Below are 15,186 nucleotides of genomic sequence, written 5' to 3' on the forward strand. Positions count from 1 at the left end.
CGTCGTTGGCGCATAATACTGTGTTCACTGTTGGTATCCGGTCTTTCGGCCGAGGGGTTAAAGGATGAAACCATTTCGTTTAGCGGCATTGTCTCTGGCGCTACTGACTGCACTATCGCTGACCGCCTGTGATGACAGCGGTAAACCGCAGGCTGTCGCACCGGCCGCCTCTTCCTCTGCAGACAAAGGCGGGGCAAAGCTCGATAGCGCCCAACTGGCGGCGCTGGCGGAAAAAAGCAAAGGTAAGGCGCTGACGCTGCTTGATGCCTCGGAAATCCAGCTGGACGGCGCGGCGGCGATGGTGCTCATCTTCTCTGTGCCGCTTAATCCCGATCAGGATTTCTCCCGCAGCGTGCATCTTGTCGACAAAAAAAGCGGCAAGGTTGACGGCGCATGGGAACTGGCGCCGAATCTGAAAGAGCTACGCTTGCGCCATCTTGAGCCGAAACGCGAACTGATTGTCTCCGTTGACCCGACGCTGAGCGCGCTGAACGCCGCCACCTTTGACACCCATTTTGAAAAAACCATCGCGACCCGCGACATTGCCCCGAGTATTGGCTTCGCCAGCCGCGGTTCGCTGCTGCCGGGCAAAGTGGTCGCCGGGCTGCCGGTGATGGCGCTGAACGTCGATAACGTCGACGTAAACTTTTTCCGTATCAAGCCGGAGTCGCTGTCCGCTTTCGTCAGCCAATGGGAATACCGTAACTCATTGAGTAACTGGGAGTCTGACGAGCTGTTGAAAATGGCCGATCTGGTCTATACCGGGCGTTTCGATCTCAATCCGGCGCGCAACACGCGGGAGAAACTGCTGCTGCCGCTGGCGGATATTAAGCCGTTGCAGCAGCCGGGTGTTTACGTAGCGGTGATGAATCCGGCGGGACGCTACAGCTATAGCAACGCCGCAACGCTGTTTACGCTGAGCGATATCGGCGTGTCGGCGCACCGTTATCACAACCGGCTGTATGTCTTTACCCAGAGCCTCGAAGACGGTGCGGCGCAATCGGGTATCGATGTGCAGTTGCTGAATACGAAAGGGCAAACCCTCGCCGAGGCGAAAAGCGACGCCCAGGGGCATGTTACCCTGCAAAACGATGATAAAGACGCGGCGCTGCTGCTGGCGCGAAAAGACGGGCAGACCACCCTGCTGGATCTCAAACTTCCCGCACTGGATTTGGCCGAGTTCTCGATTGCCGGCGCTCCGGGATTCAGCAAGCAGCTCTTTATGTTTGGTCCGCGCGATCTTTATCGTCCGGGAGAAACGGTGATCCTTAACGCGCTGCTCCGTGACGGCGACGGCAAACCGCTGGCCGAGCAGCCGGTGAAGTTCGAGGTGGTGCAGCCGGATGGTCAGGTGATCCGCTCGCTGGTCAGCAAACCGCTCAACGGTCTGTATCAGTTTACCTGGCCGCTTGATAGTGGGGCGGCGACCGGTATGTGGCATATCCGCGCCAGCACCGGCGACAATCAGCCGCGCGAGTGGGATTTCCACGTTGAAGATTTTATGCCTGAGCGTATGGCGCTGAATCTGACGCCGCAAAATCGACCGCTGGCCATGGATGCCGATGTGCACTTTAACGTTGCCGGCGCCTATCTGTATGGCGCCCCGGCCAGCGGCAATCAGCTGCAGGGGAAACTGTTCCTGCGCCCGCTGCGCGATGCGGTTGCGGCGCTGCCGGGCTTCCAGTTTGGTGATATTGCCGAAGAAAACCTCTCCCGCAGCCTGGATGAAGTCCAGACGACGCTGGATGAAAAAGGCCATGCCGACGTGACTACCGCCAGCCAGTGGCAGGATAGCCATTCGCCGCTGCAGGTGGTTTTACAGGCCAGCCTGCTGGAGTCAGGTGGCCGCCCGGTTACCCGTACCGTACAGCAGCCGATCTGGCCGGCCGATACGCTGCCGGGGATCCGCCCTGAATTTGCCCTTAAAGAGGTCTACGACTACCGCACCGACAGTACGGTGAAACAGCCGGTGGTAGAAGAAAACAGCAGCGCGGCGTTTGAGATTGTCTATGCCGATGCCAAAGGCGAGAAAAAAGCGATCTCTGGGCTACAGGTGCGGCTGATTCGCGAGCGCCGCGACTACTACTGGAACTGGTCTGACAGCGAAGGCTGGCAGTCGCAGTTCGATCAAAAAGATCTGCAGGAAGGCGAACAATCTCTCGATCTGCAGGCCGGGCAAACGGCGAAAGTGAGTTTCCCGGTGGAGTGGGGGTCCTACCGCCTGGAAGTGAAAGGCCCCGATGACGTCATCAGCAGCGTGCGTTTCTGGGCGGGCTACAGCTGGCAGGATAACAGCGATGGCACAGGGGCTGCGCGTCCGGATCGGGTCACCATGAAACTGGACAAAGCGGCCTATAAACCGGGCGACACTATCAAACTGCACATCGCGGCGCCTGCGGCGGGGAAAGGCTATGCGATGGTCGAATCCAGCGAAGGGCCGCTGTGGTGGCAGGAAATTGACGTCCCGGCGGAGGGCATGGCGCTATCGATTCCGGTCGATAAAGCCTGGAACCGTCACGATCTCTACCTCAGCACCCTGGTGATTCGCCCCGGAGATAAATCTCGCTCGGCGACGCCGAAACGGGCGGTGGGTCTGCTGCACCTGCCGCTGGGCGATGAAAACCGTCGCCTGACGCTTGCGCTGGATGCACCAGAAAAAATACGTCCGAATCAGCCGCTGACGGTGAAAATCAAAGCCAGCGTGGCGCAGGGGGAAGTACTAAAACAGGTCAATGTGCTGCTCTCCGCCGTGGACAGCGGCGTGCTGAATATTACCGATTACGCCACTCCGGATCCGTGGAAGGCTTTCTTTGGTCAGAAGCGTTACGGCGCGGATATTTATGATATCTACGGTCAGGTGATTGAAGGGCAGGGGCGTCTCGCCAGCCTGCGTTTCGGCGGCGACGGCGATGAACTCAAACGCGGCGGTAAACCGCCGGTTAACCACGTCACGATTATTGCCCAACAGGCGCAGCCGGTGGTCCTGGATGAGCGTGGTGAAGGGGTTGTAACGCTGCCGATTGGCGATTTCAACGGCGAGCTGAGGGTGATGGCGCAGGCGTGGACCGCCGATGATTTTGGCAGCAGCGACGAGAAAGTGGTGGTGGCCGCGCCGGTGATTGCCGAGCTGAATACGCCGTGCTTCCTTGCCAGCGGCGATGCAACCCGGCTGGCGCTGGATCTGCGTAATCTCACCGACAGGCCGCAAACGCTGAACGTGGCGCTGAGCGCCAGCGGTTTGCTGCAGCTCGATGGCGCGGCCATTCCTCCGCTACAGCTGGCGCCCGGCGCGCGCAGTACGCTGTTTGTCCCGGTGAGCGCCCGCGATGGTTTTGGCGATGGTCAGGTGAACGCCACGATTACCGGCGTGGCTCTGCCGGGTGAGACCTTCACCCCGATGCAGAAACAGTGGAAAATTGGCGTGCGTCCGGCCTACCCGGCGCAAACCGTGAATAGCGGCGCGGTGCTGCAACCGGGGGAACGCTGGCAGGCGCCAGCCGGGCAGACGCAGGGCTTCTCACCGGCGACGCTGCAGGGGCAACTGGTGTTCAGCGGTAAGCCGCCGTTGAATCTCGCCCGCTATATTCGCGACCTGAAAGCCTATCCGTATGGCTGCCTGGAACAGACCGCCAGCGGTCTGTTCCCGTCGCTTTACACCAACGCCGCTCAGCTCAAAGCATTGGGCATCGCCGGCGACAGCGATGAAAAACGCCGTGCGGCGGTGGACATCGGTATTTCCCGACTGCTGCATATGCAGCGTGACGATGGCGGATTTGCCCTGTGGGACAAAGAGGGGCCGGAAGAGTACTGGCTGACCGCCTATGCTATGGATTTCCTCGTGAGAGCAGGTGAGCAGGGCTATAGCGTACCGGCTCAGGCGATGAATAACGGTAACCAGCGTCTGCTGCGCTATCTGCAGGAACCGGGACTGATGACCGTTCGTTACAGCGATGACGCGGCGGCCAGCCGTTTCGCCGCGCAGGCCTATGCCGCCCTGGTGCTGGCCCGCCAGCAAAAAGCGCCCCTTGGCGCCCTCCGCGAAATCTGGAGCCGTCATGAGCAGGCGCGTTCTGGCCTGCCTCTGCTGCAGCTGGGGATCGCCCTCAAAGCGATGGGCGATGCGCCGCGCGCCGAGCAGGCGTTGACGCTGGCGATGAGTACGCCGCGTCAGGATACGGACCGCTGGCTGGGTGATTATGGCAGCGCGCTGCGCGATGATGCGCTGAAGCTGGCCCTGCTGGAGGAGAATCAACTGCTGCCGGATGCGCAGAACACCTTACTGAGCAACCTTGCGGAAGAGGCCTACGGTCAGCGCTGGCTATCAACCCAGGAGACCAATGCGCTGTTCCTGGCCGGCCGGACATTACAGGACTTACCCGGCAGCTGGCAGGCGCAAACGTCGCTACAGGCGCAGCCGCTCTCGGCGGATAAAGCGCAGACCCGCACTCTGAGCGCTGAACAGCTGGCGACCCTGCAGGTCAGCAACACCGGCGATCGCCCGCTCTGGTTGCGTCTCGATAGCAGCGGATACCCGCTCACTGCGCCGCAGGCCACGGGAAACGTACTGGGCATTGAACGCCAAATCTTTGATACCCGCGGTCAGCAGAAGTCCCTGACCTCGCTGCGTAGCGGCGAGCTGGTGCTGGTGAAGCTGGAAGTCACCGCCAAACGCAACGTTCCGGATGCGCTGGTGGTGGACCTGCTACCGGCGGGGCTCGAGCTGGAAAACCAGAACCTGGCGAACAGCAGCGCCAGCCTGCAGGAGAACGGCGACGCGGTACAGAACCTGCTTAACCAGATGCAGCAGGCGGATATTCAGCACATCGAGTTCCGCGACGATCGCTTCGTCGCCGCCGTGGCGATTAACGAAGGGCAGCCGGTGACGCTGGTGTATCTGGCGCGCGCGGTCACGCCGGGAACATATCAGGTTCCGCAGCCGCAGGTAGAGTCGATGTATATTCCGCAGTGGCGGGCGACCGGCACGGCCAGCGGCCCGCTGACTGTTACCCCGTAAATGCGGCCGCTGCGACAGGTAAAACGCCGCTGGCGCTGGCTGGCGGCGTTGGTCGTTATGCTATGGCTGGCGGTGTTGGCGGCCGATCGTCTGTGGCCGTTACCGCTGCATGAAGTGGCGCCGGCCCGGGTGGTGGTAGCGGAAGATGGCACGCCGCTGTGGCGCTTTGCGGATAAGCAGGGGGTCTGGCGCTATCCGGTCGCTCTCGATGATGTGTCACCGCGCTATCTGCAGGCGCTGATCCAGTATGAAGATCGCTGGTTCTGGCGGCATCCGGGCGTGAACCCGTTTGCGGTTATTCGCGCGGCCTGGCAAGACCTGACCGCCGGGCGAGTCGTCTCCGGTGGCAGCACGTTGACCATGCAGGTCGCGAGGCTGCTCGATCCCCATCCCCGTACCTTCGGCGGCAAGCTGCGTCAGCTCTGGCGCGCGCTGCAGCTGGAATGGCATTTATCAAAAAGCGAGATCCTGACGCTGTATCTTAACCGCGCCCCCTTTGGCGGGACGCTGCAGGGGATTGGCGCTGCCAGCTGGGCCTATCTCGGTAAACCCCCTGCGCAGCTGAGCTATGGCGAAGCGGCCCTGCTGGCGGTGCTGCCGCAGGCGCCGAGTCGTTTACGTCCGGACCGTTGGCCGCTGCGGGCTCAGGCCGCGCGCGATAAAGTCCTGGCGCGAATGCGCAGTCAGGGCGTCTGGTCCGATAAGGCGGTACAAGAGGCGATTGAAGAACCGGTATGGCTGTTTCCACGACAGATGCCGCAGCTGGCCCCGCTGTTTTCCCGTCGGCTACTGGCGAGCAGCCGTAAAGAGAAAGTAGTGACGACGCTGGATGCCGGGCTCCAGCGTCAGCTGGAAGATCTGGCGCTCAACTGGAAGGCGCGCCTGCCGCCGCGCAGTTCGCTGGCGATGGTGGTCGTCGACCACACCAATATGAAAGTGCGGGGCTGGGTCGGTTCGGCGGATATTTCCGACGATAGCCGCTTCGGGCATATCGATATGGTCTCGGCGCTGCGTTCGCCGGGTTCGGTCTTAAAACCGTTTGTGTACGGTATGGCGCTGGATGACGGGCTGATTCATCCGGCATCTTTATTACAGGATGTGCCGCGCCGCTTTAGCGATTACCGTCCCGGAAATTTTGATAGCGGTTTTCATGGGCCGGTCAGCGCCAGCGAAGCGCTGGTGCGCTCGCTGAACCTTCCGGCGGTTCAGGTGCTTGAAGCCTACGGGCCGAAGCGCTTCGCCGCCACCCTACGCAATGCCGGTTTGCCGCTGACATTACCGGCCGGTGCGGAACCCAACCTGTCGCTGATCCTCGGCGGGACGGGAACAAAACTGGAAGATATCGTGGCCGGATATAGCGCCTTCGCCCGCCATGGCAAGGTCGCGCGATTGCGGATGACGCCGGACGACCCGCTGGTGGAAAGACCGCTGTTGTCGCCGGGCGCGGCATGGATAATCCGGCGAATTCTGGCTGGCGAAGCCCAGCCGGTGCCGGACGCTTCGTTGGTGCAGGTGGTTCCGCTGGCGTGGAAAACCGGGACCAGCTACGGCTATCGCGATGCCTGGGCCGTTGGCGTCAATGCCCGCTACCTGATCGGGATCTGGACCGGGCGGCCGGATGGCACCCCGGTGGTGGGGCAGTTTGGTTTCGCCAGCGCGGTGCCTCTGCTGAATCAGGTCAATAATATGCTGCTGGCGCGACCGGCTATGGGGCGCGGCGGCCTGCCCACCGACCCGCGTCCGCAGACGGTCAGCGCGGCAACGATCTGCTGGCCAGGCGGGCAGAGCCTGGCGCCAGGCGATAGCAACTGTCGACGTCGACTGGCGACATGGCTGCTGGATGACAGCCAGCCGCCGACGCTGCTGTTACCGGGCCAGGAAGAGGGGCGCGGTATTCGCTTCCCTGTCTGGTTAGATGAACAGGGACGGCGGGTGGCGGCGGATTGCCCTGGCGCGGTGCGGAAGGTCGTCGATGTCTGGCCGCTGCCGCTGGAGCCCTGGCTGCCTCCTGCGGAGCGGCGGGCTGCCCGCTCAGGCGCGGTTTCACCGGACTGCCCGCCGCCGCAGGCGACGGACGTGGCGCCGCTGGTGCTGTCGGGCGTGCGCGAGGGGGCGGTGATTAAACGTTTACCGGGAACGACGCGGGTCATGCTGGCGTTGCAGACAACCGGTGGCGAAGGGCGGCGTTGGTGGTTTATTAATGGTGAACCCCAGACCGCCGCCGGCGCCAGTGCGACGCTTCCGCTGGCGCAACCCGATCGTTATCAACTGGTGGTCATGGACGAGAGTGGCCAGGTGGTGACGGCGAATTTTACGCTGCAATAGCGGCAGATGCCCAATTCCCCTGTTTTATGTGTTGCTAAAATTCGTCTTATTTTAACAAAATGTTACCTTCATCCATAGGCAGCGTCGGTGTTGCTCATTATAATGCGCGCCAGGCCATACGATCGTATGCGCAACAACAGAACACTTTATTAGAGGTAATCATGGCTATTGAACGTACTTTTTCCATCATCAAACCAAACGCGGTGGCAAAAAACGTTATTGGCAGCATCTTTTCTCGCTTTGAAGCTGCAGGGTTCAAAATCGTCGGCACCAAAATGCTGCACCTGACCGTTGAACAGGCTCGCGGTTTCTACGCTGAGCACGAAGGTCGCCCGTTCTTTGACGGTCTGGTTGAGTTCATGACTTCCGGCCCGATCGTGGTCTCCGTTCTGGAAGGCGAAAACGCCGTTCAGCGTCACCGTGACCTGCTGGGCGCAACCAACCCGGACAACGCGCTGGCAGGCACTCTGCGCGCAGACTACGCCGACAGCTTCACCGAGAACGGCACCCACGGTTCCGACTCCGTTGAATCTGCCGCTCGCGAAATCGCGTTCTTCTTCGCTGAAGGCGAGGTTTGCCCGCGCACTCGTTAATCCCCTGCGTCTTTCACGCCACCGCTTTGTTGGCTTCATTCGCGCCCCCCGGCCACATAGCTATCTATGCTCCCGGGGATTTGCGAACTTGTCGCTTCGCCGTGACGTGAAATATTTTGGAGATTCAGAGCCTCATCTTTTCGACAATCGAAAAGCCATAGAGGCTCAAGTACGCAGTAACAGATTTTTTCATCATTGCCGCGTGCAAACGTGGTATTGATGCAGCAGAATTTGTACAATGCAGCGCCCCTGGACGAGCACTCGTTCATAGGGGCGTTTCTTTTTTCAACCCTCCTGGGGCCATAACGTGTAACAACGAGGCCGGAATAGATTATGTCTGAACATATTGTCACACCTGATACCGCCGCTCTGACGGTGCCGAACAAAGATGCCAAAATCAACCTGCTGGACCTGAACCGTCAGCAGATGCGCGAGTTTTTCAAAAACATGGGTGAAAAACCCTTCCGCGCCGATCAGGTGATGAAATGGATGTATCACTACTGCAGCGACAACTTTGATGATATGACCGATATCAACAAGGTGCTGCGCAACAAGCTGAAAGAAGTCGCGGAGATTCGCGCGCCGGAAGTCGTTGAGGAGCAACGCTCCAGCGACGGTACCATTAAATGGGCGATTGCCGTCGGCGATCAGCGTGTGGAAACGGTTTATATTCCGGAAGACGATCGTGCGACGCTGTGCGTTTCGTCGCAGGTTGGGTGTGCTTTAGAGTGTAAATTCTGCTCGACGGCGCAGCAGGGCTTTAACCGTAATCTGCGGGTTTCAGAAATTATCGGCCAGGTATGGCGCGCGGCGAAAATCGTCGGTGCGGCCAAAATTACCGGCCAACGTCCGATCACCAACGTGGTGATGATGGGGATGGGCGAACCGCTGCTGAACCTGACTAACGTCGTCCCGGCGATGGAAATCATGCTGGACGATTTCGGTTTTGGCCTGTCGAAACGTCGCGTGACGCTTTCTACTTCAGGCGTGGTCCCGGCGCTGGATAAACTCGGCGATATGATTGACGTGGCGCTGGCGATTTCTCTGCACGCGCCCAACGATACCATTCGTGATGAGATCGTGCCGATCAACAAGAAATATAACATTGAGACCTTCCTGAACTCGGTCCGCGGCTATATTTCGAAGTCCAATGCCAACCAGGGTCGCGTCACCATTGAGTACGTCATGCTGGATCACGTCAATGATGGTACCGAGCATGCCCATGAGCTGGCGGCGCTGTTGAAAGATACGCCGTGCAAGATCAACCTCATTCCCTGGAACCCGTTCCCGGGCGCGCCTTACGGCCGTAGTTCAAACAGCCGTATCGACCGTTTCTCCAAGGTGCTGATGGAATATGGCTTTACCACTATCGTGCGTAAAACGCGCGGCGATGACATTGACGCCGCCTGTGGACAGCTGGCCGGCGACGTTATCGACCGGACCAAACGTACGCTGCGTAAACGCATGCAGGGCGAAGCCATTGATGTGAAGACGGTCTGATAAATGACGCAGCGCACGCCATGAAGCATGCGCTGCGGATTTATGCCTAATCGCCAGGCGAAATACGCTGATTCGGGCAATAATTACGGTGCGTTTTTGTCGACTTTGAGGCAGTATGTAGCGGCACTACAACCGCTTAGCATTCAATATTGATAAGTATCTGTGATAGTGGGTCATACGGACTTATACTCTTCGTGTGACGTTTAGCAGATGTTTCGCGGCGCGGGGTAAACCGGCGCTGAACTTTAAATTCACGTACCAGTAGTTGTCGAATGAACACTGAAGCCACTCAAGACCATCAAGAAGCAAATACGACGGGCACGCGTCTACGTCATGCCCGTGAACAACTCGGACTCAGCCAGCAAGCGGTGGCGGAGCGCTTATGCCTGAAAGTTTCCACGGTTCGTGATATTGAAGACGACAAGGCGCCGGCCGACCTGGCCTCTACCTTCCTGCGCGGTTACATCCGCTCCTATGCGCGCCTTGTGCACATTCCGGAAGATGAACTGCTGCCAATGATGGCAAAACAGGCGCCGATTCGTGCCGCGAAAGTTGCGCCGATGCAGAGCTTCTCCCTGGGAAAACGCCGTAAAAAGCGTGACGGCTGGCTGATGAGCTTCACCTGGCTGGTACTGTTTGTGGTCATTGGCCTCAGCGGCGCCTGGTGGTGGCAAGACCATAAGGCCCAGCAGGAAGAAATTACCTCGATGGCCGACCAGTCAACCGCTGAACTGAATGCGGGCGACAGCAGCCAGAGTATTCCGTTGGATACCGGCGCCAGCAATACGGCGCCGGATAGCACTGCCAACAGCGCGCCGGTTGATACCACCCCTGCACCGACGGCCTCTACCCAGGCACCGGTTGATAATAACGCCGTTGTGGCGCCGTCTCAGGCCAATGTCGATAGCGCACCGGCTGCCGCGGCGCCGACTTCTCCACTGCCAACCGCCCCGGCTAATGCAGCCGCTACGGCCGCTGCGGCCCAGGATTTGGTTCTGAACTTCTCTGCCGACTGCTGGCTGGAAGTGAGCGATGCAACCGGCAAGAAACTGTTCAGCGGTTTGCAACGTAAGGGCGGTAATCTGAACCTGAGCGGTCAGGCGCCTTATAAACTGAAAATTGGCGCACCGGCAGCGGTACAGATTCAGTATCTGGGTAAACCCGTCGATTTGAGTCGTTTTATCAGAACTAACCAGGTTGCGCGTCTGACCCTTAATGCCGAAACATCACCGGCGCAGTAACAGACGGGTAACGCGGGAGATTTTTCATGCATAACCAGGCTCCGATTCAACGTAGAAAATCAAAACGTATTTACGTTGGGAATGTGCCGATTGGCGATGGTGCTCCCATCGCCGTACAGTCGATGACCAATACTCGCACCACCGATGTGGCTGCGACGGTAAACCAAATCAAAGCCTTAGAGCGCGTAGGCGCGGATATCGTCCGCGTCTCCGTTCCGACGATGGATGCAGCGGAAGCGTTCAGGCTTATCAAGCAGCAGGTCAACGTCCCGCTGGTCGCCGATATCCACTTTGACTACCGTATCGCCCTGAAAGTGGCGGAGTACGGTGTGGACTGTCTGCGTATCAACCCGGGCAACATCGGTAACGAAGAACGTATCCGTATGGTGGTTGATTGCGCCCGCGATAAAAACATTCCTATCCGTATCGGCGTCAACGCCGGTTCGCTGGAAAAAGATCTGCAGGAAAAGTACGGCGAACCAACGCCGCAGGCGCTGCTGGAATCAGCTATGCGCCATGTCGATCATCTCGATCGTCTCAATTTTGATCAGTTTAAAGTCAGCGTGAAGGCCTCCGATGTTTTCCTGGCGGTAGAATCGTATCGTCTGCTGGCGAAACAGATCGATCAGCCGCTGCACCTTGGGATCACTGAAGCCGGCGGCGCGCGTAGCGGCGCGGTGAAGTCGGCGATCGGCCTGGGGCTGCTGCTGTCTGAAGGGATCGGCGACACCCTGCGCGTTTCCCTGGCGGCGGATCCGGTTGAAGAGATCAAGGTCGGTTTCGACATTCTGAAATCCCTGCGCATCCGCGCTCGCGGGATCAACTTCATCGCTTGCCCGACCTGTTCGCGTCAGGAGTTCGACGTTATCGGCACCGTTAACGCGCTGGAACAGCGTCTGGAAGACATTATTACGCCGATGGACATTTCGATTATCGGCTGCGTGGTGAACGGTCCGGGCGAAGCGCTGGTTTCGACGCTTGGCGTGACCGGCGGCAATAAAAAAAGCGGCCTCTATGAAGATGGCGTGCGTAGAGACAGGCTGGACAACGACGATATGATCGATCAGCTGGAAGCGCGGATCCGTGCGAAAGCCTCGATGCTCGATGAAGCGCGTCGCATCAATGTTCAGCAGGTCGAAGAGAAATAATCCGGGGCGGTGTATCACTTCCCGTGTATGATTGAACCCGCAGACGCGCGGCGTCGGGGTTCATTTTTGTATATAGATAAAGAGAATAAACGTGGCAAAGAACATTCAAGCCATCCGTGGCATGAACGATTATCTGCCGGGCGAGACCGCTCTCTGGCAGCGCATTGAAGGCTCACTGAAACAGGTGCTCGGCAGCTACGGTTACAGCGAAATCCGTTTGCCGATTGTAGAGCAGACCCCGTTATTCAAACGCGCGATCGGTGAAGTAACCGACGTGGTTGAAAAAGAGATGTACACCTTTGAGGACCGCAATGGCGATAGCCTGACGCTGCGTCCGGAAGGGACGGCGGGCTGCGTACGTGCCGGCATCGAACATGGTCTCCTGTACAATCAAGAACAGCGCCTGTGGTACGTCGGGCCGATGTTCCGCCACGAACGTCCGCAGAAAGGGCGCTATCGCCAGTTCCACCAGATGGGCGTTGAAGTCTTTGGCCTGCAGGGCCCGGATATCGATGCTGAGCTGATCATGCTGACCGCTCGCTGGTGGCGTGAGCTGGGCATCGCTGACCACGTTGCGCTGGAGCTGAACTCCATCGGTTCGCTGGAAGCGCGTGCAACCTATCGCGATGCGCTGGTTGCCTATCTTGAGCAGTTTAAAGATAAGCTCGACGAAGACTGCAAACGCCGCATGTATACCAACCCGCTGCGCGTCCTGGATTCCAAAAATCCGCAGGTGCAGGCGCTGCTCAACGACGCACCTGCGCTGGGCGACTATCTGGATGAAGACTCCAAAGCGCATTTCGCGGGCCTGTGTGCCCTGCTGGACGATGCCGGTATTCGCTATACCGTCAATCAGCGTCTGGTGCGCGGTCTGGATTATTATAACCGTACCGTGTTTGAGTGGGTCACCACCAGTCTCGGTTCCCAGGGAACGGTCTGTGCCGGCGGTCGTTATGATGGTCTGGTAGAGCAGCTGGGCGGGCGTGCAACGCCGGCCGTAGGCTTCGCTATGGGGCTGGAGCGTCTTGTTTTACTGGTTCAGGCAGTAAATCCGGAATTTAAAGCCGATCCTGTTGTCGATATATACCTGGTGGCTTCCGGAACCGATACCCAGTCTGCAGCGATGCGTCTGGCTGAGCGGGTTCGCGATGAGCTGCCCGGCGCTAAGCTGATGACCAACCACGGCGGCGGCAACTTTAAGAAACAGTTTGCCCGCGCGGATAAATGGGGCGCTCGCGTTGCTCTGGTGGTCGGTGAATCAGAAATTGCTGACGGAAACGTGGTAGTGAAGGATTTACGCTCAGGTGAGCAAACTACCGTAACGCAGGATAGCGTTGCTGCGCATTTGCGCGCACTTCTGGGTTAATCTCCCGGGAATCATTAGTCAGGAGAAGGACTGCGTGGAAACGTATAACAACGAAAACGATCAGGTCGATGCGCTCAAGCGTTTCTTTGCCGAAAATGGCAAAGCGCTGGCCGTTGGTGTGATTTTAGGGATTGGCGCGTTGGTTGGCTGGCGCTACTGGAGTTCTCATCAGCAGGATACGGCGAGAGAATCCTCTTTAGCCTATGAAAACGCCATTTCCGCGCTCAAATCAGACAAGCCGGAAGCGATCGGTTCGGCGGAAAAATTTGCCGCCGATAGCAAAAACAGCTATGGCGCGTTTGCTTCTCTGGAGCTGGCCCAGCGTTTTGTCGATAAGAACGATCTGCAAAATGCCGAAAAGCAGCTTCAGCAGGGCCTGGCCGCCGCGCCGGATGATAACCTGAAGTCGGTTATCAATATGCGTCTTGCGCGTGTGCAGCTGCAGCTGAAGAAACCTGATGAAGCGCTGAAAACCCTTGAGGGTATTAAAGGTGAAGGCTGGGCCGCTATTGTCGCCGATCTCCGTGGTGAGATTCTGCTTAACAAAGGCGATAAGCAAGGCGCTCGCGCAGCCTGGGAAGCTGGCGTGAAAAGCGATGCTTCACCTGCGCTCAGCGAAATGATGCGTATGAAAATAAATAATCTGTCCATCTGAGAGGGACTCGATGCAATTGCGTAAATTACTTTTGCCAGGGCTGCTTTCCGTTACCTTATTAAGCGGTTGTTCGTTGTTTAACAGCGAAGAAGATGTGGTGAAAATGTCACCGCTGCCGACGGTGGAAAATCAGTTTACGCCGTCCACGTCCTGGAGCACCTCTGTTGGCGATGGTATCGGCGATTTCTATTCTAACCTGCACCCGGCTTTCGCCGATGGCGTCGTCTATGCGGCCGATCGTAAGGGCACCGTCAAAGCGCTGAACGCTGATGACGGTAAAGAGGTGTGGTCGGTGAACCTGGCTGAAAAAGACGGCTGGTTCTCTCGCACGCCTGCGCTGCTCTCTGGCGGCATCACCGTTTCCGGCGGTCATGTCTATATCGGCAGCGAAAAAGCGCAGCTGTTCGCCCTGAATACCAGCGATGGTACCGTGGCGTGGCAGGCTCGCGTTGCGGGCGAAGCGATTTCTCGTCCGGTAGTCAGCGACGGCATGGTTCTGGTTCACACCAGCAACGGTCAGCTGCAGGCGCTGAATGAAGCGGATGGGGCGGTGAAGTGGACCGTTAACCTGGATATGCCGGCGCTGTCTCTGCGCGGTGAATCGGCACCGGCGACCGCCTATGGCGCAGCCATCGTTGGCGGCGATAACGGCCGCGTGAGCGCCGTGCTGATGCAACAAGGGCAGATTATCTGGCAACAGCGTATCTCCCAGGCGACCGGACCGACGGAAATCGATCGTCTGAATGATGTCGATACGACCCCGGTTATCGTCAACGGTGTGGTATACACGCTGGCGTATAATGGCAACCTGACCGCGCTGGATCTGCGCAGCGGCCAGATCATGTGGAAGCGTGAGCTGGGTTCCGTGAACGACTTTATCGTTGACGGCAACCGTATCTACCTGGTCGATCAGAATGACCGCATCCTGGCGCTCTCCACCGAAGGTGGCGTGACGCTGTGGACGCAAAGCGATCTATTGCATCGCCTGTTGACTGCGCCGGTGTTGTATAATGGCAACCTGGTGGTCGGTGATAGCGAAGGCTATATGCACTGGGTGAACCCGGAAGATGGTCACTTTGTGGCTCAGCAGAAAGTGGATAGCTCCGGCTTCCGTACCGACGCGGTGGTAGCCGATGGTCGACTGCTGATCCAGGCAACAGACGGCACGCTGTATTCTATTACGCGTTAGTCGTGGCGGCTTACCCCGCGGCTCTTGAGTTTCTTCGCGGCGGCCGGCAACGCAGCCGGTAGCGAAGTTCACTGAGAGACAACGGGTATAGTGCGAATTGAGAAACGGCTCCTGGCAGACAGGGGCCGTTTTGACTTTTTTAAAAACGTCGTTAA

The 15,186-nt window shown here is 58.6% G+C and carries 9 protein-coding genes; all 9 read left to right on the top strand.

Annotation, left to right across the window (positions count from 1 at the left end):
- The first annotated feature begins 64 nt into the window (after window positions 1–64).
- The 9 genes from AC007G_RS24165 (at window position 65) to bamB (ending at window position 15,031) form a co-directional block, all read left to right on the top strand.
- Window positions 65–5,014 carry an alpha-2-macroglobulin family protein gene (locus AC007G_RS24165; RefSeq protein WP_479466693.1) on the top strand — a complete coding sequence of 1,650 codons (4,950 nt, stop codon included), beginning with the start codon at window positions 65–67 and terminating at the stop codon, window positions 5,012–5,014.
- Window positions 5,015–7,339, top strand: coding sequence for a peptidoglycan glycosyltransferase PbpC (pbpC, locus tag AC007G_RS24170; protein WP_099001639.1), 2,325 nt, complete (start codon window positions 5,015–5,017; stop codon window positions 7,337–7,339). It begins immediately after the preceding gene.
- A gap of 161 nt (window positions 7,340–7,500) precedes the next feature.
- The gene (gene ndk, locus AC007G_RS24175; protein WP_004866348.1) at window positions 7,501–7,932 is read left to right on the top strand and encodes a nucleoside-diphosphate kinase; all 432 of its coding nucleotides are present in this window, start codon (window positions 7,501–7,503) and stop codon (window positions 7,930–7,932) included.
- Between the two features lie 333 nt (window positions 7,933–8,265).
- The gene (rlmN, locus tag AC007G_RS24180) at window positions 8,266–9,432 is read left to right on the top strand and encodes a dual-specificity RNA methyltransferase RlmN (RefSeq protein ID WP_004866345.1); all 1,167 of its coding nucleotides are present in this window, start codon (window positions 8,266–8,268) and stop codon (window positions 9,430–9,432) included.
- A 272-nt stretch (window positions 9,433–9,704) separates the two neighbouring features.
- Complete coding sequence (gene rodZ, locus AC007G_RS24185; protein ID WP_032686497.1) at window positions 9,705–10,673, top strand: cytoskeleton protein RodZ; 969 nt, start codon at window positions 9,705–9,707, stop codon at window positions 10,671–10,673.
- A gap of 26 nt (window positions 10,674–10,699) precedes the next feature.
- Window positions 10,700–11,821, top strand: coding sequence for a flavodoxin-dependent (E)-4-hydroxy-3-methylbut-2-enyl-diphosphate synthase (ispG, locus tag AC007G_RS24190; protein ID WP_032695550.1), 1,122 nt, complete (start codon window positions 10,700–10,702; stop codon window positions 11,819–11,821).
- Between the two features lie 91 nt (window positions 11,822–11,912).
- Window positions 11,913–13,187: a histidine--tRNA ligase gene (hisS, locus tag AC007G_RS24195; protein ID WP_032695549.1), complete on the top strand. Its 1,275-nt coding sequence runs from the start codon at window positions 11,913–11,915 to the stop codon at window positions 13,185–13,187.
- A 34-nt stretch (window positions 13,188–13,221) separates the two neighbouring features.
- Window positions 13,222–13,842: a YfgM family protein gene (locus AC007G_RS24200; RefSeq protein WP_032686503.1), complete on the top strand. Its 621-nt coding sequence runs from the start codon at window positions 13,222–13,224 to the stop codon at window positions 13,840–13,842.
- Between the two features lie 10 nt (window positions 13,843–13,852).
- Window positions 13,853–15,031, top strand: a complete 1,179-nt coding sequence (gene bamB, locus AC007G_RS24205) for an outer membrane protein assembly factor BamB (RefSeq protein WP_004866328.1) — start codon at window positions 13,853–13,855, stop codon at window positions 15,029–15,031.
- Window positions 15,032–15,186 lie beyond the last annotated feature (155 nt).

The organism is Klebsiella sp. CSG-1, assembly GCF_056521145.1.

Coding starts and splice junctions, on each gene's coding strand:
- AC007G_RS24165 (WP_479466693.1), top strand. CDS start 65: ATGAAACCATTTCGTTTAGCGGCATTGTCTCTGGCGCTACTGACTGCA.
- pbpC (WP_099001639.1), top strand. CDS start 5,015: ATGCGGCCGCTGCGACAGGTAAAACGCCGCTGGCGCTGGCTGGCGGCG.
- ndk (WP_004866348.1), top strand. CDS start 7,501: ATGGCTATTGAACGTACTTTTTCCATCATCAAACCAAACGCGGTGGCA.
- rlmN (WP_004866345.1), top strand. CDS start 8,266: ATGTCTGAACATATTGTCACACCTGATACCGCCGCTCTGACGGTGCCG.
- rodZ (WP_032686497.1), top strand. CDS start 9,705: ATGAACACTGAAGCCACTCAAGACCATCAAGAAGCAAATACGACGGGC.
- ispG (WP_032695550.1), top strand. CDS start 10,700: ATGCATAACCAGGCTCCGATTCAACGTAGAAAATCAAAACGTATTTAC.
- bamB (WP_004866328.1), top strand. CDS start 13,853: ATGCAATTGCGTAAATTACTTTTGCCAGGGCTGCTTTCCGTTACCTTA.